At 69.4% G+C, this 23,237-nt stretch carries 20 protein-coding genes and 1 riboswitch; of the genes, 7 read left to right on the plus strand and 13 right to left on the minus strand.

All coding sequences use genetic code 11. The features are described 5' to 3' along the window. Positions 1 to 143 precede the first annotated feature (143 nt). From MEBOL_RS11605 to MEBOL_RS11615, 3 genes are all read right to left on the minus strand, one after another. Positions 144 to 827 (minus strand): cell surface protein, encoded by a 684-nt coding sequence (locus MEBOL_RS11605; protein ID WP_095977485.1) that lies wholly within the window; start codon positions 825 to 827, stop codon positions 144 to 146. Positions 828 to 930: 103 nt separating this feature from the next. After that, positions 931 to 2,289: a hypothetical protein gene (locus MEBOL_RS11610; protein ID WP_157774892.1), complete on the minus strand. Its 1,359-nt coding sequence runs from the start codon at positions 2,287 to 2,289 to the stop codon at positions 931 to 933. 137 nt (positions 2,290 to 2,426) lie between these two features. Beyond that, a riboswitch (cobalamin riboswitch) is annotated at positions 2,427 to 2,647 on the minus strand. Positions 2,648 to 2,699: 52 nt separating this feature from the next. Then, positions 2,700 to 4,571 (minus strand): RiPP maturation radical SAM C-methyltransferase, encoded by a 1,872-nt coding sequence (locus MEBOL_RS11615; protein ID WP_157774893.1) that lies wholly within the window; start codon positions 4,569 to 4,571, stop codon positions 2,700 to 2,702. 160 nt (positions 4,572 to 4,731) lie between these two features. Here MEBOL_RS11615 and MEBOL_RS41055 point away from each other — a divergent pair, with 160 nt between their 5' ends. Together MEBOL_RS41055 and MEBOL_RS11620 are read left to right on the plus strand one after the other, a co-directional pair. Beyond that, complete coding sequence (locus tag MEBOL_RS41055) at positions 4,732 to 4,899, plus strand: hypothetical protein (RefSeq protein WP_157774894.1); 168 nt, start codon at positions 4,732 to 4,734, stop codon at positions 4,897 to 4,899. 80 nt (positions 4,900 to 4,979) lie between these two features. After that, positions 4,980 to 5,444: a hypothetical protein gene (locus tag MEBOL_RS11620; RefSeq protein WP_095977488.1), complete on the plus strand. Its 465-nt coding sequence runs from the start codon at positions 4,980 to 4,982 to the stop codon at positions 5,442 to 5,444. A gap of 33 nt (positions 5,445 to 5,477) precedes the next feature. Here MEBOL_RS11620 and MEBOL_RS11625 read toward each other — a convergent pair whose 3' ends face one another. The 7 genes from MEBOL_RS11625 to MEBOL_RS11655 all read right to left on the minus strand — a co-directional run bounded on the left by MEBOL_RS11625 (position 5,478) and on the right by MEBOL_RS11655 (position 13,571). Next, positions 5,478 to 6,266: a hypothetical protein gene (locus tag MEBOL_RS11625; RefSeq protein WP_095977489.1), complete on the minus strand. Its 789-nt coding sequence runs from the start codon at positions 6,264 to 6,266 to the stop codon at positions 5,478 to 5,480. A gap of 184 nt (positions 6,267 to 6,450) precedes the next feature. Then, complete coding sequence (locus MEBOL_RS11630) at positions 6,451 to 7,506, minus strand: FecCD family ABC transporter permease (RefSeq protein WP_095977490.1); 1,056 nt, start codon at positions 7,504 to 7,506, stop codon at positions 6,451 to 6,453. 2 nt (positions 7,507 to 7,508) lie between these two features. Next, on the minus strand, positions 7,509 to 8,396 hold the full coding sequence (locus MEBOL_RS11635; RefSeq protein ID WP_095982721.1) for an ABC transporter substrate-binding protein: 888 nt from the start codon (positions 8,394 to 8,396) through the stop codon (positions 7,509 to 7,511). Between the two features lie 11 nt (positions 8,397 to 8,407). Continuing rightward, on the minus strand, positions 8,408 to 9,997 hold the full coding sequence (locus MEBOL_RS11640; RefSeq protein ID WP_095977491.1) for an MXAN_6577-like cysteine-rich protein: 1,590 nt from the start codon (positions 9,995 to 9,997) through the stop codon (positions 8,408 to 8,410). Beyond that, positions 9,994 to 11,943: a TonB-dependent receptor plug domain-containing protein gene (locus tag MEBOL_RS11645; protein ID WP_095977492.1), complete on the minus strand. Its 1,950-nt coding sequence runs from the start codon at positions 11,941 to 11,943 to the stop codon at positions 9,994 to 9,996. The genes MEBOL_RS11640 and MEBOL_RS11645 overlap by 4 nt, the downstream gene beginning before the upstream one ends. A gap of 56 nt (positions 11,944 to 11,999) precedes the next feature. Continuing rightward, positions 12,000 to 12,557 (minus strand): FHA domain-containing protein, encoded by a 558-nt coding sequence (locus tag MEBOL_RS11650; RefSeq protein WP_095977493.1) that lies wholly within the window; start codon positions 12,555 to 12,557, stop codon positions 12,000 to 12,002. 204 nt (positions 12,558 to 12,761) lie between these two features. Beyond that, complete coding sequence (locus MEBOL_RS11655) at positions 12,762 to 13,571, minus strand: alpha/beta fold hydrolase (RefSeq protein WP_245919671.1); 810 nt, start codon at positions 13,569 to 13,571, stop codon at positions 12,762 to 12,764. Between the two features lie 121 nt (positions 13,572 to 13,692). Between MEBOL_RS11655 and MEBOL_RS11660 the strand changes: the two genes are divergently transcribed. Both MEBOL_RS11660 and MEBOL_RS11665 read left to right on the plus strand, forming a co-directional pair. Continuing rightward, positions 13,693 to 14,325, plus strand: a complete 633-nt coding sequence (locus MEBOL_RS11660; protein ID WP_095977495.1) for a TetR/AcrR family transcriptional regulator — start codon at positions 13,693 to 13,695, stop codon at positions 14,323 to 14,325. Between the two features lie 91 nt (positions 14,326 to 14,416). Further along, positions 14,417 to 15,409, plus strand: a complete 993-nt coding sequence (locus tag MEBOL_RS11665) for an extracellular catalytic domain type 1 short-chain-length polyhydroxyalkanoate depolymerase (protein ID WP_245919673.1) — start codon at positions 14,417 to 14,419, stop codon at positions 15,407 to 15,409. Positions 15,410 to 15,542: 133 nt separating this feature from the next. Here MEBOL_RS11665 and MEBOL_RS41060 read toward each other — a convergent pair whose 3' ends face one another. The 3 genes from MEBOL_RS41060 to MEBOL_RS11680 all read right to left on the minus strand — a co-directional run bounded on the left by MEBOL_RS41060 (position 15,543) and on the right by MEBOL_RS11680 (position 19,002). Next, positions 15,543 to 15,725, minus strand: coding sequence for a hypothetical protein (locus tag MEBOL_RS41060; protein WP_157774895.1), 183 nt, complete (start codon positions 15,723 to 15,725; stop codon positions 15,543 to 15,545). 508 nt (positions 15,726 to 16,233) lie between these two features. Continuing rightward, positions 16,234 to 18,204 carry a Kelch repeat-containing protein gene (locus MEBOL_RS11675; protein ID WP_095977498.1) on the minus strand — a complete coding sequence of 657 codons (1,971 nt, stop codon included), beginning with the start codon at positions 18,202 to 18,204 and terminating at the stop codon, positions 16,234 to 16,236. Between the two features lie 81 nt (positions 18,205 to 18,285). Continuing rightward, positions 18,286 to 19,002: a fatty acid desaturase gene (locus tag MEBOL_RS11680; protein ID WP_095977499.1), complete on the minus strand. Its 717-nt coding sequence runs from the start codon at positions 19,000 to 19,002 to the stop codon at positions 18,286 to 18,288. A 173-nt stretch (positions 19,003 to 19,175) separates the two neighbouring features. On the opposite strand from MEBOL_RS11680, the gene MEBOL_RS11685 reads away from it, so the two are divergent. From MEBOL_RS11685 to MEBOL_RS11695, 3 genes are read left to right on the plus strand one after another with little or no spacing between them, the layout of a single operon-like run. Continuing rightward, complete coding sequence (locus tag MEBOL_RS11685) at positions 19,176 to 20,261, plus strand: hypothetical protein (protein WP_095977500.1); 1,086 nt, start codon at positions 19,176 to 19,178, stop codon at positions 20,259 to 20,261. Beyond that, a complete protein-coding gene (locus MEBOL_RS11690; RefSeq protein WP_095977501.1) occupies positions 20,258 to 21,802 on the plus strand; it encodes a sensor histidine kinase in 1,545 nt (514 codons plus the stop codon). The genes MEBOL_RS11685 and MEBOL_RS11690 overlap by 4 nt, the downstream gene beginning before the upstream one ends. Continuing rightward, complete coding sequence (locus MEBOL_RS11695; RefSeq protein WP_095977502.1) at positions 21,799 to 23,166, plus strand: sigma-54-dependent transcriptional regulator; 1,368 nt, start codon at positions 21,799 to 21,801, stop codon at positions 23,164 to 23,166. The genes MEBOL_RS11690 and MEBOL_RS11695 overlap by 4 nt, the downstream gene beginning before the upstream one ends. Positions 23,167 to 23,237 lie beyond the last annotated feature (71 nt).

The following is a 23,237-nucleotide window of genomic DNA, read 5'->3' on the forward strand; positions in this document are numbered from 1 at the left end:
ACGACCCGGCCCCTGCATTTCTCGGGGGGGCCCACGGAAGCGCCGGGTCCTCCATCCCCCGTGTTTTCAGGAAGTCCGGAAAAGCCTTGGTGAAGCCCCCCTCCCGGCGGCCCGTCGACCGCACGGCCGCCGGAAGGGAGAGCTCAACGCCATGCGCACACGGGCGAGCCGTTCACCACCGCGATCGCGTCCAGATCGAAGCCGCCGGAGGTGGAGCCGTAGTAATTGCTCCCGCTGTCACGGATGCGAACGAAGCGCGCCCGGCTCACGCCGAGAGTGGCCAGGTCGAAGCCATCGCCGCCCGCCACCGAGGGCTCCGTGGCGCTGACCCCCGTGTCCGGCGAGGCGAACACGGGCTTCACCCCGGCGCAGCCCGGAAAACCCCCGGTCCGGTTCGAGGACTCGCAGGGGAACTCGTGCCACGTCTGGCCATCCTCGCTCACCGCGACGACGCCTGTCTCCACGAAGGTGCCAAAGGGGTTCTCGAAGACGAGCAGATCCACCCCGGGCCCATCCACCACACCGAGCGAGGTGAGCTCGAGGACGATCTCCCCCTGCTTGCCCAGCGACAGCACATCCAGCGAGCCCATGATCGCACCGCCGCCGTGGGGCGGACCGAGCACGATGTCCGGAAAGCGCTCCTGACCGAAGCCAGCGAAGTCACCGGGAGTGAAGGACACCACGCGGCCCGCGAAGGGAGAACCCCCGTCATCGCAGGGCGCGGCGACGGACGGGTTTTCATCCCCCTCGGAAGGAGGCGCCCCACAACCCCCGGCGAGCAGGGACAGGACGAGCCAGGGGGCGAGGAATCGAAGCGCGCGGTTCATGGCGTCCGCAGCTGGAGCCGCACGAGCCGGCGGCCGTTCTTGTCCTGGACCCCGACGAGCAGGGACAGGACGAGCCAGGGGGCGAGGAATCGAAGCGCGCGGTTCATGGCGTCCGCAGCTGGAGCCGCACGAGCCGGCGGCCGTTCTTGTCCTGGACCCCGACGAGCAGGTCCTCTTCCAGGGGCGCCGTGAGGAGCACGCGGGTGCACGCGTCGACGACGTCGAGCACCGGCTCGATGTCGCCCACATTCACGGCCTTGCCCTCCGAGCCCGTCGGCGACAGCGGGACCCGCACGATGCTCTCGGTCCGCGGGTTGTAGGACTCATCCAGACCACCCCGCTGGATCGCCACGCCCGCGCCGAAGCCCGAGGCGTAGATGACATCCAGACTCTTGAAGAACTCCGGCGTGTCCGCGCTGTTCAGGTCCACGCTCGTTCCGGCCGAGAGCGCGGACGTGTACGTGGCCGGAGACACCGCGTGCAGGTAGTTGGTGGTGGCGTAGGGATTGTCGTCCGTGGGCGTGCTCGCGGCGTAGCCGAACACCGCGACGCCGTTGCTCGCCAGGGCGTTGTAGCCACTGAACTGAGCCGCGGCCGGGAAGGTGGCCAGCGTCGAACTCTGGAAGGGAGCGCTCCGCGTCTTCAACGCGTAGATGGCGGCGGTGGATCCACCCTGTGCCTCGAGGCTCAGGCTGTTGACGAGGAACGTGTCCTTCACGCCCACGACGGAGTAGTTGCCCGTGGAAGAGACATACGAGGAGTCGCCCGGGGACGAGAGGTCGTAGAGCGCCAGATTCCCGGAGACGTCGCCCTTCGTGTAGCCCGCCAGCAGCCGGGTGCCATCACTGGTGAGGTAGTTGCTCAGGTACGTCGTCACGCCCTGATCCGCCGGAGCGACGACGGGGTAGAGCGGCGTGGTGCTGGCGGCGATGTTCGGCCAGGTGCCGAGCGCGAAGATGCTCTTGTCCTCGCCGAGCAGGCCATACAGCACGGGCGTCGCCGAGCCGACGAGCGGGGTGATCGCGCTGATGCCCGTGGGAAACGGAGCGGACTCGGCGGAGGTGAAGCCCGCCCGCAGTCGCAGCGTGCCGAGCTTCGGGTCATGCGGCAGGTCCGCGCACGTGAGTTCCGTGCCCGCGTCCGTGCCCGCGTCCGTCTCATCCGGCGGCGTGCCCGCGTCCGTCTCATCCGGCGGCGTTCCGGCATCGGCCCCCGCGTCCGGTGAGGTGCCCGCATCCGCCTCTGGAGCCGGAGGCGCATCGATGTCCCGCACCACGCACTGGTTGGACTCGCAGACGTAGCGCCGACCCTCTTCGGGGCTGCCCAGCTTGTTCGCGCAGTCGTACCGGTCCACGCACTCCGGGCCACAACCCGTGACCACCCACCCGAGCATCACCGTGCCCAGGACCCACAGGGCCTGGCCGAGCGGCCCCGACTTCTTCACGTCCTTCATCATTCGCATGCTGCTCCTCGCCCCCTCGGGCGCAATGGCCTCGGCGAGGAGGGGACGGAGGATGCGGCGGAGGGCACGGCCCGAGACGGGACGCACATGACCGCGCATCCGCCACCTCCCCTCGGAAGCCTCGGTTTGAGCCGTGCCAGGGGCACGGGTTCTCGGCAGGTTTTCGGACTCACGGGCCCGAGGATGGGCGTGCCGCCCTCCCCCTCTACTGGCCGTCGCTTCCCAGTCCTTGTCTCGAGGACCAGTGCTTCATGACGGCGGTCGTTCCCGTTCACCGCTGCGGGGCAGTCCCGGACTCTCACCGGGTTCCCTCAAACCTCCATGACTTCATGGAGGAACCGAGGACGGAGGGCGGGATATGGCGGCGGAGCCGCTGTTGTCAACACGCGCCTGACCGACGCACCGCGCACTCACCCCAGCATTTCAGGACGAGCCCGCAAGGCCAGGGACACGAAGCGTTGATCCGCCTCGTACAGGAGTCCCGCCTCGGTCAGCTCGCGCAGGAACGTCTCGACCTCGTCCTGACCCAGGCCCGTGTGTCCCTGGTCGTGCAGCAGCTGGTGCACGCGCGCCGCGGTGAGGCCCTCGTCGCAGGCCAGGTACGCCTCCGCCTGCGCGCCCTCCAACAAGTAGCTCGCGTACCCCACGGACTCGCGCTCATCCACGATGCGCACGAAACCGGGCCCCTGCCTCCAGGTGAGCCGGCCCCGGTCCCGCTCGTGCACCGCGCCCCATTGCTGGACGGCCCGCCGCAACTCGCCCACGTAGGACTCCGGCTCCCGCCCATCCAGATACGCGTACTCGAAGTCATAGGCGATCGCCTCCAACCGCGCTCCCCGCTGCGGATAGACATGGCCGTAGTGAAAGAGCGGCCCCTCCAATCTCAGACCGAACCGCTCGGGGGTCTGGTGGTAGGGACTGAAGCGCTGCACGTGCAGGCGCGACAGGTGCGGCGGCTCCAGGTGCGTGAGCGAGCGCACGGCGGCGGCCATGCGCGGATACTCCCCGGCGGGCTCCTCGGGAAAGCCATAGAGGATGTTCCAACTCACCCGGACGTCGAACTGCGCGCACCACTTGAGCAGCCGCACGTTCTGCCACGCCGTCACGCCCTTGCGCATCAGCTTGAGGATGGGCGTGGACAGGCTCTCGATGCCGGGCTGGATGCGATGAATTCCCGCGGCGCGCATGTCACGCACCTGCTGGCGCGTCAGGTTCGCCTTCGTCTCGTAGAAGACGCGCAGGTCCAGGCCCCGCGCCTCCAGGCGCGGCAGCAGCTCGCGCAGGTAGGCCAGGTCGATGATGTTGTCCACGGCGACGAAATCCAACCATCGGTGGCGCGCCGCCAGCTCCTCGAAATCCCTCAGCGCGCGGTCCACCGACTTGCTGCGAAACGCCATGCTCGAGCCATTGAGCCCACAGAACGTGCAGTGCTGCTTCTGGCCCCACCAGCAGCCACGCGCCGTCTCCACCGGCAGCTTCACGTTCGTGATGAGTTCCCGCCGGAACCCCGTCCGCTCCAGCTCCTCGAAGAAGAAGCCGTAGTCGGGCACCGGCACATCGTCCATCCGCACCGGGGGCGGCGCGCCCACGGGCTCGGCGGCGCCACGCACCAACACCCCATGACGCGGCGTGACGGGCCGGCCCGCGAGGATGTCCTCCACCAGGCCGACGATGACGCCCTCCGCCTCGCCCTGCACGACGACGTCCACGCAATCGAAGGCCTCCAGGAGCCCCCGGCCCATGGGCCCATCACAGTTCGCTCCGCCGAAAACCACTCGCACCTGGGGAGCGCGCTCCTTGAGCCGCCGCGCGAGCAGCAACGAAGGCACGTTCTGGTTGAAGGTCGTGCTGAACCCCACCATCGCGGGCGTATGACGCAGCAGCGCGTCCACGCATGCGTCGATGAAACCGGGAACCTGCGCGCGCAATGCCTCCAAACGAGACAGGAGCCGCGCGGGCAGCACTTCGTCCCGAGCGAGCCGCTCCAGGTAGCGCGCGTCTCCTCCGGCATCCGGCTCGCGAAACGGCGGAACCGAGAAAATCCAATCGCCCAACCCCGCCGAGGCCGCACTGGAGATGGCCCGGTAGTCCGCCAGGCTCAGCGCCTCGTCTCCCTCGGGAAGGTGGCGTCGCAACCACTCCATGAACACGAGATTGAACGAGCGTGCCACCGGGGTCACCCCCGCCCGCTGGAGCACGCCAGACAACAATCCCAGCGCAATGGATGGCATCTCCAGGAAGGCCCAGGGCATCGACACCAACACGACTTGACTGTTCCGCATGAACACACACTCCGAGGAACGCTGGCACCACGGGATGACGTGGAACCACACGGCCCCGCACGTCATTGAGCCTCCCCCTGTCAGAGCGGTATCGTAGCGCCTGGTGCCACGGCGAGGCACGGCACCCCCGTGCCAACCCTCGCGGTACCAGGAAGAAGCCATGAACGAGTTGACTGAGAACCCCCCTGCCTCTCCGTCCCCGCCCCCCGTGCCGCCCCCGCGGCCCAACCCCCCCGCCACCGAGCGGAAACTGCTGAAGTTGAACCGGGAAGACGCGCACCCGAGCGATCAGGCGACGCCCAACCGCTGGCACGACATCTTCATCTGAAGAGTGGACTCGCGGCGGAGGAGCCCTTCCGCCGCCCGCCCCGCCTCCCCGGTGTGAGGAGGCGGGCCTTCGTCTGGACCATGACTCCCGCCTCCATCACGCTCGACGACCAGCATTGGCCGCTGCTCATCCTCTATTTCGTGGGCAGCCCATCCGTGGAGCAGTGCAGGGAGTTCTTCGTCCGGCGCACCGAGTACCTGGATCGCGACGAACTGCATGTCGGCATCTCGGATGCGACGCGCATGAAGCTGCCACCCGTGGAGTACCGCCAGATGCAATCGGAATGGGTCACCCAGCACCAGGCACGGCTGGCCCGGACATTCCTGGGCACCGCGAGCCTCATCGTCGCGCCCGACATCCTCCTGCTCAAGAGCGCTTCCGTCTACCAGCACTCCGCCCTGCCCTACCCCACCATCAACGTCACCACCATGCGCGCCGGCGTGGTGTGGGCCGCGGAACGGCTCGTGACGGCCGGTCTCGACGAGGCCGCGCGGCGGCTGCGGCGGAGCTTCGGGCTGGACGGGACGACGCCTCCGTCCCGCTGACCCGGCGAACTCCGCCGCGCAAGGGAGATGGCTCTACCAGCGTCCCCACGCTTCATTGCTCAGGTAGCTGACGACATCGTTCAGCGAGAGATAACCAATCTCGCGATCAATCACGGACGGGGTGTTCCGGTAGACGGGAACGAACACGAAACCGATGTTGCCCGAGACGTAGCGCGGCAGCTTCGCCCAGTTCGCGTCGCGCTCGAAGAGGCCCTTGGCGACCCGATGCGCATAGACGATGACCGGCTGGAAGGTCCAATAGTCCTGCGGTCCCGTGAGCGTCCGCGTCCAGGTCTCCGTGGTCTCCTCGTTGATGGTCTCCGAGTACGAGAAACCCGTCGTCACCTCGAGCGAGGCTTCACAACCAAAAATGCCCGCGCTGACGCTGGACGTGACGCTGGCGGAGGTCGTGAACTGCCGGGTGAATCCTTTCTTCTTCGACAGGGAATAACTCTCCTGCACTCCGGACGGGACGGTGTCCTTCTTGATATAAGCCAAGTAGGCCGCGATGGGCTTGATATAGCTTGAAGTGCTCCACCCGCCTCCGGCCGAGATCACCGGCCCGGGCAGCCAGTTCGACTGGACGATGCACCCATTCGTCGTGACGGTCTGCCCCACCAACGCGTTGTCGAGCTCGTAGTCGTTGCGGACATCCGGAAAGTTGAGATTGGCCCGGGTCTTCCCCGGCCCGAGGAGCTCCGCGATGGACCGGGTCGGGTAATTCTCGGCGGGGTACGAGCCCATCAGCTTGCCATCGGCTGGCTTTGACTCGGGCTTGGACTCGACTTCGACTCGCGGGGGCGGGTTCGTGACGTCGTTCATGGCGCTCCTCCAGGATGATGATCGCGACGCGCACCATGCCGATGCGAGTGCCTTGCGTCACCCGAGGAACGCACATCCGGTGAAAATCGAACACACAGCCAGTGCCCCAAGGGACCGACAGGCATTGCCGCCCTTCCCCTCTCATCATCCAACGCCACCCTTCCGCCCCCGGGTCGCGGGACCGTCAACCCACCGGGAGCCGCCCACGCCGGTACAGGAGCGCGAGGAACAGTGGCCCACCGAGCACGGCCGTCACCACGCCCACGGGAAGGTCTCCACCGAACAGCGGCGGAGCCAGCCGCGCCAGCAGGTCCGCGAACAGCAGGAACGCCGCCCCGCCCAGCGCCGACAGCGGAATGAGCAGGCGTTGGTCCGGCCCGAAGGCGAGCCGGAACAGGTGCGGGACGATGAGCCCCACGAAGCCGATGAGCCCCGAGAGCACCACGGCCCCCGCCACGCTGGCGCTCGCGGCGAACAGCAACCACTTGCGCGTGCGCGCCACGTCCACGCCGAGCGACGCCGCGTCCTCGTCCCCCAGGGACAGCAGGTTGAGCCGCCCCGACAGCGCGAGCATCACCCCCAGCGCCGCCAGTTGCAGCAGCGCCGCCAGGGCGAGCGTCCCCATGCGCTCGTAGCCGAGCGTTCCGGCGAGCCAGAAGAGCAGCTCCCCCAGCCGCTGCGGATCCGACAGCGCCTTGAGGAGGGTGATGGCCGCGGCGGCGAAGGTGTTGAAGACGACGCCGGTGAGGAGCGCGGCGTAGGGCGCGTGGCCCCCATGGCCCCGGCTCGCGGCGAGCACGAAGAACATGGCCGCCACGGCCCCCGCGAAGGCGAACAGCGCGGGCGCGGACAGTCGCGACAGTCCCCCGCCGAGCCCCGGCGCCACGTCGTCCACGGTGGCGAGTCCCAGGGCGAGCGCCAGGGTGGCGCCCAGCGCGGCCCCTCCGGAGACGCCCAGCACGAAGGGGTCCGCGAGCGGATTGCGCAGCACGCCCTGCAACGTCGAGCCCGAGGCGGCGAGTCCCGCGCCCACCAGGGCCGCCAGGAGCGCATGGGGCACGCGCATCCTCCAGAAGATGCCCGCGTCCAGGGAGCCGGGCTCCTCGAAGACGATCCACGGCGACAGGAACTGCTCGCCGTACAGGACGGACAGCAACAACGCGGCGACGAGCACCCCGAGGAACACCGCCCCGAGCGACAAAGCCCGAGCGGGCGTGAAGATTTTCGCCGAGGAGGCCATGCCTAGCGCGCGGGCTCCGGAGCGGGCACCGGAGTGGACCTGGGCGCTGGGTACAGCAGCTCGAACAGCTCCTCCAGCCCCCGTCCAAGCGAGGGACCCGGCTGCAGGAGCGCCAGGGAGGGCACGTCCACCCAGCGGGCCTGGGACAGTCCCGGCAGCGCCCGCGTCTTGTCCTTGCCCGTGTCCACGTCCGCCGCGTCCACCACCACCTCCGGCCGGGCACGCACCGCGCGCTCCAGCGAATAGACGGCATAGGCCGAGCCCGCGTCCGCCGCCACGTTGATGGCGCCCGCGTCGCGCAGGAGCTCGTCCGCGAAGGAGCCCGGCCCGGCGACCACCAGGGGCTCGAAGCCATAGACGAGCAACACCCGGGGCGACTTCTGGCCCTTGGCGGCCTCGCGGATGCGGGCGCGCGTGGACTCAATCCGCTCGACCAGGGCCTCGGCCTCCTTCTTCTTGCCGAGCGCCGCGCCCACGGCCTTGAGCGCGGCCTTCGTGTCCGCCACCGAGTGCAGGGGCAGCAGCAGCACGGGCGCGCCCAGCTCGGCCATCAGCTCCACGGGGCGCTGGTTGCCCGGTCCCGGCTGCACGAGCACCAGGTCCGGCTTGAGCTTGAGCACGGTCTCGACGGACGGGTTCACGAAGCCGCCCACCCGGGGAAGGCCGGCCACCTCCTTCGCCTCGTCGAAGCGGGACACGCCCACGAGCGTGCTCCCCGCCCCCAACGCCAACACCGTCTCCGTGAGCGAGGGCACGAGCGTCACCACGCGCTTCACCGTGGCGGGAGGTTTGGGTCCCAGGAAGCGCGGCGCCTCCGCGGGCGGGGCGGCGGGCGCGGGAGCGGCGAGGCACAGCGTGAGCAGCAGCGAGAAGGACAGGAGGGTCTTCATGAGGAAGGAGCTCACGGGAGGGCGACGACGTCACTGACGAGGGAGGGCCCCTGGCTTCGGGGACAGACGAGCAGGGGGGGCGCGGCACCGGAGCCGGGCCCCCTGCGCTCCACGAGGGTATCGCCCACCACCTCGATGACGAAGAGGCGGCCCGCGTTGTTGTCGGCCACGTAGGCGCGGTTGCCCACCACGGCGAAGCGGCCCGCGGAGGGCAAGGCGCAGGAGGTGCCTTCGGCGCAGCGCAGCACGAGCGAGGCCCTGACGCGCCCATCCGGGCCGAGCAGCACCAAGCCCGTGCCTCGCACGTCCGTGAGGTTGAAGTCGCGGTCATAGGTCGCCGCGCCGCTACAGCTCACGAGCAGCCGGTCCCCCACCACGGGGAGAACCCAGAAGGGATTGAGGCAATCCGCGCCCAGCGCGAGCAGTTCCACCGCGCCGGTCCCGGGCTCGATACGAGCCAGGAAGCCCGGGCCCGCGGCGGCGTAGTCCCGCGCGTCCAGGTTGCCGAGCGCGGCGTACACGCGTCCGCCGAGCGAGGCGATGCCCGCGGGCGCCGGGAGCGGAGAGCGGTCCGGGAAGGGCTCCAGGGCGTCGCCCGAGGGCAGCACGAAGGTACCGGTGAGGATGGGCGCGGAGGGGTCGGCCACGGAGACGCGCACCACCCGGCCGCCCGCGGAGGCGTCCGTCTGGAGGTTGCCCAGCAGCGTGACGTACGCGTCCGGGCCGTCCAGGGTGAACGCATACGGGTTGGTGTTGGGGCCGAAGTTCACGCTGCCCACGTTGACGAGGGGAATGCCCTGGGGGAAGCGCGGACCGGGGCTCGGAGCGGGCTCGCCCTCGCGCCGCAGCACCTGGAGCGTGTTGCTCGTGGAGTTGAGGACGAAGACGAAGGGCTCGCGCACGAGCACCTGGTTGGGCACGAGGCCCGTGGGGGTGCGCGCGGGCAGCTCGCCATAGTCGGACAGCCGCGCCTGGCGCAGCAGCGTGGAGGCGTCCAGCACCAGCAGCACGTCCTGCATGCGCGCGAGCGACTGGGGGTTGGTGCCCACCGCCGCCGAGGGCCCGCGCACGTCCGCGCCGGCCTGGATGCCCACCACCTGCCCGGTGTTGAAGCACGCGGCGACGACGTCATCCGAGCACACCCCCGAGTGGCAGCTCCGGGCGTCCGCGCACACCGTGCCGCACGCGCCACAGTGGAAGGCATCCGTCTGGACGTCCACGCACGAGCGCCCACAGAGCGCCGAGTCCGGCAGGGTGCACGCGGCCTTGCACTCGCCCCGCTCGCACACCTGATCGGCCGCGCACGCCACGCCCCCCGCGCCCGCGCACCCGCCACAATGCTCCGGGTCCGACGCGGTGACGGCACAGGCCCCCCCACAGAGCGAGGCCCCCGCGCGGCACTGGCACGCGCCCTCCACGCAAAGCTGGGTGCTGGAGCAGGCCACGCCGCAGGCCCCACACTGGGACGAGGAGCTGGAGAGGTCCACGCACGCCTCCCCACAGCGGCTCTGGCCCTCGGGACACAGGGGCGCCGGATCCGGACAGCCCGTGAGCACGAGGCACAGCAGGGCCACGAGGGCGGGGCTTCGAGACAGCATCATGGCGTCTTCCCTCCAGGCTCGAACGAGCCCGCCACGGACAGGTACACGGCGCGGCCCGGCAGCGGGTAGCCGACGAAGTCCTCGGCGCGCGCGTCGAAGAGGTTGCGCACCTCGGCGGCCACCGTGAGCTCCGTCCGCGTCCCGAAGGTGCTGGACAGGCCCGTGTGCACGAAGGCGCGTCCGGGAAGCACCAGGGCGCCATCCCGGGTGAGCGCATGGGCGGACTGGGCCGCCAGCTCCACGCGGCCCGTCAGCCACCGTGGACCGCCCAGCACGCGCGCGGAGACCTTATGCCGGGGCCGGTAGGGCAGCTCGCGCAGGTAGAAGCGTCCATCGCGCTGCAAGTCGCTCGACACCATCAGCGTGTAGCTGAACGCTCCGGAGAGGAAGGGATGCGGCCGCCACTCGCCCTCCGCCTCGAGTCCCACCACGCGCGCCCGGGCGAAGTTGTAGGGCCTCGCCGCTCCGGGGGGATAGGCCTCGTAGGAGATGAGGTCTTCATAGAGGCTCGCGAAGCCGCCCACCGAGGCGAAGGACGCGTCCGAGCGGTGCACCAGCGCCGCGTCCGCGTACAGCGCGCGCTCGGGGCGCAAATTGGCGTTGGGCAGCAGCGTGCCCTGGCGCACGTACAGCTCCAGGAAGGACGGTGCGCGGTGGGCCCGGCCCACGTTGGCGCGCAGCTCGAGGCCCCCGGGCAGCGCCACGGTGGCGCCCAGCTTCGGAGACCACAATGTATACGGGCCCGCGCGCTCCAGGCGCACCGACGGCGCGAGCAACAGGCGCTCGTCCCACAGCCATACCTCATCCATGGCCATGACACTGGCGCGCAGCCACGTGGGCTCCCCACCGCTCGCCGCGTTCGTCTCCACCGCGTTCACGGACTCGCCGCCCAGGCCCACCAGCGCGGACACCGTCTGCCGCGCCCCCAGGCGCGTCCGCCCTTCCACCTCCACGCCCCCCACCCGCTGCACCTGCGCGGGTGATGACCAGGCTCCGCCCGAGAGCACCAGGCGATCCCTCCGCGCGTACGCGCGTGCGTCCAGCCGCATCCCGCCGTCCCACGCTCCCGCGAGCCGCAGGTTCACCGCGCCCCGGCCCGCCCCCTGCCGCGCGTCCTCGCTCGGGTTCTGCGCCGTGCCCGCGAGGCCCCGCTCGTCGAAGGACAGCTCGCCCAGCACGTCCAGCGACAGGCGCGCGTTCAGTTCCCGCCGCAACCGCACGAGGCCGCCCGCCGCGTGGGCATCGTTGTTGACGCGCCGCCGCTCCTCGATGGGACTCCCCGGCAGCGTGGGATTCGGATTGAACGGATAGGGAAACCGGCCCTGGGAGGTACCTCCGTGCACGAGCACCAGCGCCTCGTTGCCCGCGATCGGTCCCGTGGCGGACAACCAGCCCACCGCCGTGTCCCAGCTCCCATAGGACAGCTCCCCCGCGAATCGCGCGTCCGGCCCGGGCCTCCGGGTGATGATGTTGACCACGCCCCCCAGGCCGCCCGAGCCGTAGCGCGCCCCCGCGCCTCCCCTCAGCACCTCGAAGCGCTCGGCCAGGGCCACGGGCACGCGGGACACGTCGGCGATGCCCCCCGCGCCATTGAGGGGAATTCCATCCAGCAGCACCAGCGTGCCGTTGGAGGCCGCGCCGCGCACCACCAGACTCTTGCTCTGTCCGTAGCCCCCCGAGTCCTGCAGCGTGACGCCGGGCGCGGTGGACAAGAGCGCCGCCGTGTCACGCGCCGCGCCGCCCACGCCCTCCACGGGGATGACGGTGAGGGCGCCGCTGGGGTCCCTCCGCGAGGCCGAGTCCGCGGGCTCCGGGGTGGGGCGCGCCTCTTCCACCTCCACGGTGGGCACCCGGAAGGGCTCGCTGTCGGGCGTCTGGGCGAGCACGACTCCGCTCGTGCCGAGCGCCACGCCCAGCAGGGGCCTGGCGAGGTACGACCAGCGCATTCAACCGCCTTCCACACGCTCCCTCGAGGAGCGAGGGCCGGCCCTTCCTATGGGGCTCAACCCTCGCGCGTCAAGCCGCTCTCCATCAGCGGCATGCGGGAGGCCCGCGAATGGCGCGCGAGCCAATCGAGGATGAACTGATTGAAGGCGGAGAAGTGCAGGAAGGTCGCCATGACGTCGCCGAAGCGCAGCGACGCGCGCTCGAACAACGGCACGCTCCGGCCGGGGATGAGCAGCGTGCCATCCTGCCAGGTGCCATTGTGGCTGCCGGCGTCGGACACGCACCAGACGCCCGTGTGCGAGTCCTCGCGGAAGGTGGCGTGCACGCGCGACACGGTGGGGTCATCCACGATGATGTCGCTGTCCGGGGTGCGGCCCAGGGTGATGCCCGTGGCGGGCGTCACCACCTGCGAGCGCTTGCGCACCTCGAGCACCAGCGGCTCGGCGACGGTGGGCCGACGCATCGACAGGCCCGTCATGGTGGAACGGGTAAATAGAGGACGCACGCCCACCGGCGGGGCCTCCCACACCAGCACCGGCCAACACACCGCGCGCCGCACGGACTGCGGGTCATCCAGGAACTGTGAGGTGAGCGTGGAGAACTTCAGGTGCACGAAACCGCCTCCTGCACAGTGGAGAGGGCGACAGAATGTGCACGGTCCCTGATCGCCGCTACCCCCCCTCGAGCGCTGGTAAGCACGGGAATTTCCTGGGTATTCCAGGTAATGAGTCCCACCTTCACGCACCGCGCCATCCCTCTGGACCGTGAAGCTGGAGCCGTACACTCCGTGTGGATCCACGCCCGGGGCGAAGCTACCTCAGCCCGCGCTTCGAGCGCCCTGGGCCGCGTCCTCGAGTTCGAGGAGGAACCCCCGCACCGCCTCGAAGATGTGCACGGGCTGATCGCCCGGTGAGGCATGGCCGGAGTCGTGAATCACATGGAGGCGGGCGTCGCGCAGGAGGTCGACATACGCCCGCTTCGCGGACAGCGGCGTGTAGTCGTGGTCCGAGGCGAGGACCAGGACAGGACAGGTGATGTCCTTCAAGCGATCCAGCACGGACCAGCCCACGAGCCCTCGGGTCGCGCGCTGATAGGCATCCGGGTCATTGGCGCCAATCGACGCCTCGACGCGCGCGCGGAGTTCCGCATGCTCCGGCTTGGGAAAGAGCTTTGGCGCGATCAGTCTCGCCAGGGTCTTGGGCCCCAGGAGCTTGAGGATCAACAACCGCGTCGCGAACAGGAGCTTCATGCGCATCGTCCGCGGAACCATGTCCGGCCCGCTGTTGACGACGGTCAGGCTGCGCACGAGCTCCGGCCGCTCCACCGCGAGCTGGAAGCCCATCATGCCCCCCATGGAGAGGCCCACGACATGCACGCGCTCGAGCCCCAGCCGGTCGCACAGGGCGGCGATGTCCCGGGCGAAGAGCGGCACCCCATAGGGACCCGGGGGCTTTCCGCTGCGCCCGTGGCCCCGGACGTCGGGAATGATGACGCGGTGGTGGGCGGCGAGCCGGGGCGCGACAAGCTCCCAGTCCTGCCCGGACGAACCGAGTCCATGGAGGAGCAACACGGGCGTGCCCGCTCCGGACTCCTCGAAGTGAAGGGATACGCCCTCAAGCGGCATCATCGGCATGGTCGAGGCCTCGGGTTCTGGCTGGCGCCTGAACGATCGATCATTCACTCGATTGAACGGAACCAGCAATCCATGTTATACAGCTCTGAACGAACGTTCGTTCAGCAAGGGCATCATGCGTCCCCTTCCCCGGTCACGTCTACAAGCCCAGAAAGCGACCCTTCCGGGCACGGTGCCGGAAGGTACGCGGCGGAGGATCCTGGAGGAGGCCTTGCGGCTGTTCGCGAGCCAGGGGTTTCACGGCACGTCGATCCGGGACGTGGCGAAGAAGCTGGAGCTCCAGCCGAGCGCGCTGTACGCGCACTTCTCCTCCAAGGAGCACATCCTCGCCGAGCTCGTCCAGGTGGGACATGAAGCGCACCAGGAAGCCCTCCGCGCGGCGCTGCGGGACGCGGGGACGGAGCCGGCCGCGCAGGTGCGAGCGCTCGTGCGCGCCCACACCGTGATGCACGCGGCCCACCCCCAATTGGCGGTCGTGGTGAACGAGGAGATCCACGCCCTGCCGCCCGAGCTCTCCGCCCCGGCGATGGCGCTGCGCGATCAGTCCGTGGCGCTCCTCACCGAGGTCATCCGGCGAGGCGTGGAGCAGGGACGGTTCTCCCCCCCGCACGAGGCCGCGACCGGAGCGGCCATCTCCGCGATGGGGACGCGCCTGCCGTATTGGTACGAGCCCTCGGGAGCGCTCGACCTCGACACCCTCGCCAACATCCATGCCGAGCTGGCGCTCCGCATGCTGGGAGCACGCTGAAGGAACGCCCTCTCCTCGCCTCCCTGCTGGCCACCCGATCCGCGGACGCGGATGAAGTCCTTACCCCGAAGCAGGTCGCAAGGAGATGAACATGAATCGGAGTCATGGCGTTGTCGCGCGCATCGGTGCGTTGCTGTTCGCGCTGTTCATGCTTTCGGCGGCCCCGGCCCATGCGGGCTCGTGGGTCCACGGCAGCTATACGAACCTCTGGGGCAGCCGAGGCTTCCAGCTCTGGGTTCCTTCCGGATATCAGCCGGGCCAGGCGCTCCCCTTGGTGGTCGGACTGCACGGATGTCTCCAGAATCCCGACCAGTTCGCCGGCCTCACCCGCCTGAACCAGAAAGCGGACGCCGAGAAGTTCCTGGTCCTCTATCCCAACCAGGCGACCACATCCAATGCCACGCAGTGCTGGAACTTCATGCTCGCCACCAATCAGGAGCGAGGCCTGGGAGAGCCCTCCATCATCGTGGGGATGGTGAACCTGGTGAAGAGCCACTACGCGGTGGACAGCCGCCGCGTCTATGTCGGAGGAGTCTCCGCTGGCGCGGTCATGACCAGCATCCTGCTCGCCTGTTATTCGGATGTATTCACCGCCGGCATGGTGGGAGCGGGAGCGATGTACAAGGCGGCGACCACCGCCTCGGGCAGTGCCTATGCCATGAGCTTCGGCAGCATCTACGACCCGGACGATCGCGGCCGGGATGCCTGGGCGTGCTCGGGCAAGCCCCGCCGGAGCGTGCCGGTGCTTGTCGTTCACGGCACGGACGACAGCGTCGTCAATCCCATCAATGGCGAGCAGACGGTGCGGCAGTTCCTGCAGACCAACGACTACGGGGACGATGGCGTCGACAATGACAGCGTGCCCTACGCGGCCACCCATGTCTGGAGTGGCGCCGTCCCCGGAGGCCGCGCCTACACCGTCAAGGACTACGTCTACGGAGGCCGTCTGCTCGTCCAGCAGTACGAACTCCATGGCATGGATCACGCCTGGCCCGGAGGCGACGACTCCTACCTGTTCGCCGACCCCTCCGGTCCCGATGGCACCTCCATCATGTGGGACTTCTTCAAGCAGCACTCCCGCTGAGCGGAGCAACAGCCAGAAGAGGGACAGCGCGACGGAAGCACTTCTGACCGAAGAATCCGTCGCCAAGGCAGCGGCCGCGCGGACGACGGCGTTCTACACCGGAGCAACGACAGAATGGTGTGGCACGCCCCCCTCACCGCTTGGCCAGGATGTGGCCCTCCGCGTCGACGGCGTATTCGGCGCCGCCACCCGTAACGAAGACCCCCGGGGCACACCGGGACAGGTCCGGAGTAAAGCGCACGAAGAAGATATTGTTGTCGTTCGGCTGCCAGACCGACACGCGGAAGGACTCCCGGAGGGCAAGGCACCGAGCCACATCGCTTTCCCCACGAGGGGCGCTTCCGGGCGGCAAGAAGTCGTTCAGCGCTGCCCCGAGCGCCACCACGCTGGGCCCCTCGATGTGAACCCCTTTCTCATACGACTCGGGAAACCTCACCCGAGCCGCGACCTCATCCGGAGCCCACTCCGCCTTCCGGTACAATCCATATGGGGAAATCGAGCACCCTGGCAGCAACAAGAACAACGCCGGAGCGGTGAACCATCGCATGCAGACGAGTGGTAGCCACGGGACAAGTCGGGTCAGAGCGGAGTACCTCCTGAGTCCACCCTAGCAGATATCGTTGAAATGCCGAATGAGCAGCCGGGAGTTGGCAACTACTGCGACGACTGGGAGATGATCCGGATGAGTTCGGCACGACTCCCCATCGGACCACCGACAACAATCCTGACCAGCGAACCCACCGCGAGGAACTCGCAGTAAGCGGTGGGACTGCTCACCGCGCGCCTCTTCACCGCGATGGCAATCCCGCCGAGCCTCATTGCCCTCAGCTACCCGTCCCCACCGCGAAGACGAGGTCATCGCGGTCGTCATAGGGACCGCTGGTGCAGGGCGAGGCGCTGCCTCCGTAGCGGAAAGCCGCACGGACGCCTTGGAGGAAGCGGCCCGTCGCAGGCAGCGTGAAGGTGGTGGTGAGCGTCTGAGCCCCGCTCGCCGTGGGGATCAGCGAGGCGAGATGGGTCCACGTCGGCAGGGCCGCATCCGAGGTGTAATAGAGATCCAACACATCCGAGCCTCCGCCGGTATAAGCCCAGACCCGGACCTCGACGCGCACCTGTTTTCCCGGCGCGAAGGAGCCACCATCCACGGAGGTGACCAGGATGCGGTCCACCGACTCATCCGAGTGGTAGCTGCCAGACGTGCCGTCCGCGCATGAGCCCTGGAGGGTGTTGGGCTGATGGGGCTCGGGTCCGAGGTTGGCACGACCATCGAGCAACAACCCACTGTCACAACCCGAGCCCACCTGCGCGCACGCGGGCACCTTCAAGCCCGAGTCATAGACGGCCTGTGTAACCGTGGGCGTGCTCACGTTGTTCACCGTGATGCCCACCACGGCGGAGGTGCTCACATTGCCGGCCGTGTCGTAGGCCTTGCTGGTCAGGGTGTAGCTCCCATTGGCGACGCTGGTGGTATTCCAGCTCAAGCTGTAGGGAGCGAGGGTGTCGGACCCCAGGAGAACGGAGCCTCGGTAGAACTCAACCCGGGTGACGCCCACGTTGTCCGTGGCGTTGGCCGTGAGCGTCACCGTACCGCTCAGGATGGCACCGCTGGTGGGCGAGGTGAGCACGGTGGCCGGGGGGCTCGTGTCCGTCGAGGCGGTGAACGAGAAGAGTTCCGCGCTGGTCGAGGGCATGTTGCCCGCGACCAGGACGCTCCCGTCATCCAACAGGGTGGCCGTGTGGAAGCTGCGCCCCGTGATGAGGTTGTCCACGAGCGTCCACACCCCGGTGGCGGGATTGTAGCGCTCGATGCCCCGCATCTCCGCGCTCGAGAACCCTCCTCCCATGATGATCACGCTTCCGTCGGCCAGGGACGTTCCCGCGTGGCGGCTGTGAGAGACATTGAGCGCGCCGGACGTGGACCAGGTCCCGGACGCCGGGTCATAGAGCTCGGAGACAAGCGGATAGTTGTCGAAGGCGTTGTACCCGCCCGCGACGAGCACCTTGCCGCCTTGCAACAGGTGGAGCGAGTGGTAGCTGCGCCCCCAGGCCATGGACCCCGCCGAACTCCAGACGCCCGTCGCGGGGTTGTAGATCTCCGCGCTGGCCAGCGGCCCTCCCGAGCTCCCGAAGCCACCGGACACGAACACCCGCCCATCCGCCATTCGCGTGACGGAGTGATCCGTGCGCCCGGTCAGGAGCGAGCCCGTGAGTGTCCAGGTCCCCGTGGCGGGGTCGTAGAGTTCCGCGCTCGCCAGGGAGCTCACCCCGCTGGAGGTTCCTCCCGCGACCAGGACACGCCCATCCGTCAGGAGCGTGGCGGAGGGATACTCTCGCGCGACACTCATCGCCCCGGTGGGCGTCCAGAGCCCCGTGGCCGGATCATAGAGTTCCGCGCTCGCGACCCGGCCGCCCTGGGTCAGGCCCCCCATCACGAGCACCTTGCCATTCTGGAGCTTCACCGCCCGGTGCCGCTCACGCGGAGTGCCCATCGCGCCGGTCTGGGAGAACGTCTTCGTCGCCGGATCGTACAGCTCGGTCACGGCCGTCATGCTGGAGATGCTGCCACTGGCGGTCCATCCGCCGGTGATGAGCACCTTGCCGTTCGCGAGCAGGGTGGCGGCATGTCCGCCCCGGGGAACGGCCATGGACCCCGTCGTGGTGACGAGAGCGCTCTCCGCGCGGGAAACCCGCGCCTCGCTCGTGTCCAACGGGGACTCAGCGGGCCCACAGGCGGAACCGCCTCCCACCAGCAGACACCCCATCAACACGGCCTCGCGAACCTTCCACCCCGTCATGCGCTCTCCTAACGCTGTAAATTTCCGCCAAGAATAGCATTTTTCCGGGCTTAATGGGTAAACCAATGAAGCGAGGCACCTTCATGCCGGGTGGCGGGCGGCATGCGGCGCTCCGGCGAATACCTGGCCATGGACCTCGCCGCGCCAGCGCCGCACGAGTGTGAACGTGTCCAACTTGGGGTGCTGGTGGTGCAGCTCGTGCGTCACGAAAATGCCCGGGAGCAGGAAGCCCACCCGGGCGAGCATGGTGGCCCCGGCGAGCAGCAGGCGCGGCGGACGGTGGGGCAAGAGCGCGGCCCAGGCGGGCATGGTCAGGTGCAGTGCCAGCGCCGTGGCCAGATAGAGCCGCCCGGCGGGAAACAACGCGAGCCCCCCGAAGAAAACCGCCACGGCACGCCACTCACGCAATTGGATGTCTCGCTCGCGCGGAGCATGGGCGAGTCCCCAGTCCTTCAGGCCCAGATAGCCCGCGGGACCGGCGCGAAGCGTGGCCCACAAGCCGTTCCTCGCCGCGTGCCCTTCCGGATCGTCGTCCGCGAAGGGGTGGGCATGGTGGCGCAGATGGGCGCGCCTCGCGGCATGGCCACTGACGCCCATGAACACACCGCTCCATGTCAGGAGGCGCTCATGCGCCTGTCGCGTGAGACCCAACGCACCGTGGAGCGCGTCATGGAACAGGGCGAAGAGCGCGAAGAAGAGGAGCCCCGCCGCGATCACGTGCAGCTCGATTCGAGGGCTCATTCCCCAGAGGACGAGGGGAAGGAGGACATGGAGCAGGTGCCGGAAAAGGGGGTGCATGCCTCCGCCATGAAGCAGCGCGCGTGCCGACGGCCCCTTCCCTCGGAAGGAGCGGGGAGCGCTGTCAACGCCGTGGACAGTGCGCCCCGTGCCCACTGTCCACGCCGTGGGCAGCACGAGGCCCGCGCCCCTGGGACACAGGTCCGGGCACGGGGGTTGCTCATTCCCCGGGCATGACCACCGCCACGTTGTTCCTGCTCGCGCTCGGTGTCCTGGGTGCCTTCGACATCGCCTGGTTCCACTCCTACAAGGGACGGCTCGTCACCCGCCCCGAATGCCGGCGCGAGGCCATCCTCCACGTGGTGCGCGGCGCGGTGTACGCGGCCCAGTTCCTGTGCGTGCCGAACCTGCGCCTGACGGGGACGTGGTACCTCGGATGGCTCGTGCTCTTTGGCGCGGATGTGACCGTGGCGTTCCTGGACGTGAGGGAGGAGCCCCGCTCCCGGGCCTCGCAGGGCGGCCTGTCGGGCGGCGAGTACCTGATGCACCTGGTGTTGTCCGTGGGCGTGGGCGCGCTCCTGCACTCCGTGTTCTCCGCGACCTGGGGGGACTGGCGGCTGCCCACCCAGGTGATCGATTCGGATGTGCCCTGGGGACTTCGGATGCTCGCGGGCTGCATGGCGGTGGGCTGCCTGGCCGTGTCCGCGCTGGAAGCGCTCGCGCTCCTGGAGGGCAGCATGGGCCCCCCCGCGCCCCTGCATGTGCGCGTGCGGCTGCCGGCCACGGTGGAGCAGGTGTGGAACCTCACCCAGGACCATCGGATCCACCCGGACTGGGATCACCGCTTCTCGTCCATCGTGATGTTGCACGAGGACGCGCACGGCGCCCATCAAGCACCGATGGGAACGCCGGATCCCCGCATCCAGACGGGCACGGTGATGCGGTACGAGAAAACGGTGCTCGGCGCTTCCATCCGAGGCTTCGGGCGGTACAAGCTCCACCGGCCCATGCGGCAGTCCACCTTCGAGTTCTGGAGCGACGAGCCCCTCTCGCTCATCGCGCGAGGCGTGGGGCTGTGGCGCTACACGGCGCTGCCCGAGGGTGGCATGGAGTTCGCCACGTCGTACACCTATGCGGTGCGGTGGGGAGCGTTCGGCCGGGTCGTGGATCGCTTCCTCTTCCGGCCCCTCTTCCAGCTCTACACCGAGCGGAGTTTCGCGAGGCTCGCGCGGCGGTACTTCGGCGTGCGCCGCCCCCGGGTCCTCGGGAGGGAAGGACGCAAGCCCCGGACCTTCACCCCGCGCCTGGAGGCCGCGTGAACCTGTCCGCCGCGTTCCTGCTCTCGGGTGCGGGAGTGGCCAGCGCGGTGGCCCTGCAGACGCTCCGGCTGGGCCGCCGGGGTGGTCCTGGCGTGGTGCTGCTCGCGGGTTTCCTCGCCCTGTGGATGATGGGCCTGTTCCTGCTGGAGCAACGCACCGGGGAGCTGGCGGACCGGGTGCTCCCCCTCGGCATCCTGCTCGCGGCCGCCTTCGCCCAGGCGGCCAAGGACGTGGTGGAACGAGTTCCCCGCTGGCTGCTTCCCGTGGCGTGGAGTGGATCGCTGGCGATCGCGCTCACCGGGTTGCTCGCTCCCCGCTGGATCTACGGGCCGGGCGCATCGGGGGCCGGTGCCGCGTTCTGGCCGCTCGCCGGGGCGTGCACCGTCGGCACGGTCGCGATGACGCTCTGGCTCGCCTCCCTCGCGCGAGGTGCTGGAGGACGTGAACGCAGGAGGCGGCTGTCGCTGCTGGGCGCGAACGTCTTTGGCGCGTTGGGCGGGGGCGGGCTGATTGGCCTGCATGTGATGGGGGTGTCGCTCATCGGCTGGGGCGTCCTGTTCCTGGCCGTGAGCCTGTCGCTGGTGGCCTATGCCTCCTGGGCGCCGGAGGACCGCCTGGAGCGGGAGGGACTGATTCAAGCCGCCGTGCAGAGCGCGAGCTTCGCCCTGTTGATGGCGCTGGCCGCCGCGCTCACGAGCGTCCTCACGGGCACCGGGCCCGCCTGGGTCCATGCGCTCCTGGGAGCCGCCTGCGCGCTTCCGGTGGATGCCTCGCGGCAGTTGCTCGTGGAGGCCGTCACCCGGAAGCTGTTCGCGCGGCCCCAGACCGTGCCCCTGCTCGTGGAGGCGGTGGAGCGGCAGACCTCGCGCGCGGAGCACGCGGAGACACTGGCCGAGGTGGGAAGACTCGCCTCGGCGGTGGCGCATGAGATTCGCAATCCCCTGGGCGTCATCCTCGCGGAGGCGAAGCTGTTGGAGCTCTCCGGCGCGGAGGAGGAGAGCGTCCAGGCCATTCGGGACCAGGTCGCCCGGGCCAGCCACTTCGTGGAGGACCTGCTCCATTACAGCCGACCCAGGCCCCTGCGGGTGAGTGAACGGGAATTGGAGCGCGTGGTGACGGACGCGGTGTCACGGGCACGCCAGGCGTTCGGAGAAACCGCGCCGGAGGTATCGCTCGATCTGGCGCCCCTCCGATGGGACGTGGATGGCGAGGCGCTGGGAGATGTGGTGGTGAACCTGGTGACCAACGCGCTCATCGCCGTGGAGACCCTCCCCCAGGGACGGGTGAGCGTGACGCAGCAGCACACGGACGAGGGCGTGCGCATCACGGTCGAGGACAATGGCGCTGGCGTTCCACAAGCACTCCTGTCCCGGCTGTTCGAGCCCTTCGTCACCGGACGGGGCCGGGATGCCAGACGGCCGGGAACCGGACTGGGGCTGGCCCTGTGCCGCAAATGGGTGGAGCGGCACGGTGGTACGCTCACCCACGCACGGCCCGCCACCGGAGGCGCCCGGTTCGTGATTCTGCTGCCCAAGCCATGAACTCACTCGTTCTGCTGGTGGATGACGACGCGGCGCTGCGCAGCGCCTGGCGCCGCCTGCTCAAGGGCGTGGGATACGACGTGCTCGAGGCCCCGGACGCCCCGGTCGCGCGCCAGCTCTTCAAGGCCCACCCGGTGGGCCTGGTGCTCCTGGACTTGATGCTCCCCCCCGAGCAGACCCCGGAAGCGGGCGCGGCGCTCCTGGGGGAATTCCTGGGGGCCCGGCCCGATGCGAAGGTGGTGGTGGTATCGGGAACCGGAGAGGTGTCGCTGGCCCTGTCCCTGGTCCAGCGCGGCGCGTACGACTTCTTCTCCAAGCCCGCGGACCCCGAGCACCTGCTGGCCGTGTTGGGCCGGGCCCAGGCACGCATGTCGCTCGAATCGCGGGTGCGGGAGTTGGAGCAGTCGCTCGCGGTGCGGGAGGATCAGTTGCTCGGACAGGCGCCCGCCTTCCTGGAGGCGAAGCAACTGGCGGCCCGGGCGGCGGTGACGGACATCCCCATCCTGCTCACCGGCGCCTCGGGCAGCGGCAAGGAGGTGTTCGCGCGCTTCGTGCACGAGCGCAGCCGCCGCGCCGGCAAGCCCTTCGTCACCTTGAACTGCGGCGCCATCAGCCCCCAGCTCCTGGAGTCCACGCTCTTCGGCCACAAGAAGGGCGCGTTCACCGGCGCCACGGCGGACGGCAAGGGCCTGTTCGTCGAGGCGGATGGGGGGACGCTGTTCCTCGATGAGATTGGAGACCTCCAGCAGGAGCTCCAGGTGAAGCTCCTGCGCGCCACCGAGAGCGGAGAGATCCTACCGGTGGGGGCGTCCCGGCCCCTCCAGGTGGACGTGCGGCTCGTGTCCGCCACGCACCAGCCCCTGCCCGAGCAGGTGGCGAACAAGCACTTCCGCGAGGACCTGTACTGGCGGATTCGTGGCATCGAGGTCGCCCTGCCCCGGCTCGCCGAACGGCCGGGAGACGTGGTCCTCCTGGCCCAGCACTTCCTGAACACCGCGCGCTCGCTGGTGCCCCACGCCGGGACGCCGACGTTGTCGCCCGCCACCGTGCGCTGCCTGGAGTCCTACGAATGGCCCGGCAACCTGCGTGAATTGCGGCACGAGATGCAACGGGCATTGGTGCTCTCCGGCGGGCGCGGGGAACTCCACCCCGAGGATCTCTCCCCTGCCCTGAGGACGAAGGCCCCCGCCCCCACGGCGGCCCATCTCCCCCTCACGCTGGAGCAGAAGATCGAGCGTCTGGAGCGGGAGGAACTGACGCGCGCGCTCGCGGAGTGTGAGGGCAATCGCTCGCACGCGGCGGAGAAGCTGGGACTGTCCCGTCAGGGATTGCTCAACAAGATGGCCCGCCATGGCCTGAGGTGAGCGCCCCCGCCGCGGACCCGTCTTCATGGATGGACATTCGCGGGGGCGGCGTACGCCTCGGGTGAAGCCGC

It is taken from the genome of Melittangium boletus DSM 14713, from assembly GCF_002305855.1.
Taxonomy (GTDB): domain Bacteria; phylum Myxococcota; class Myxococcia; order Myxococcales; family Myxococcaceae; genus Cystobacter; species Cystobacter boletus.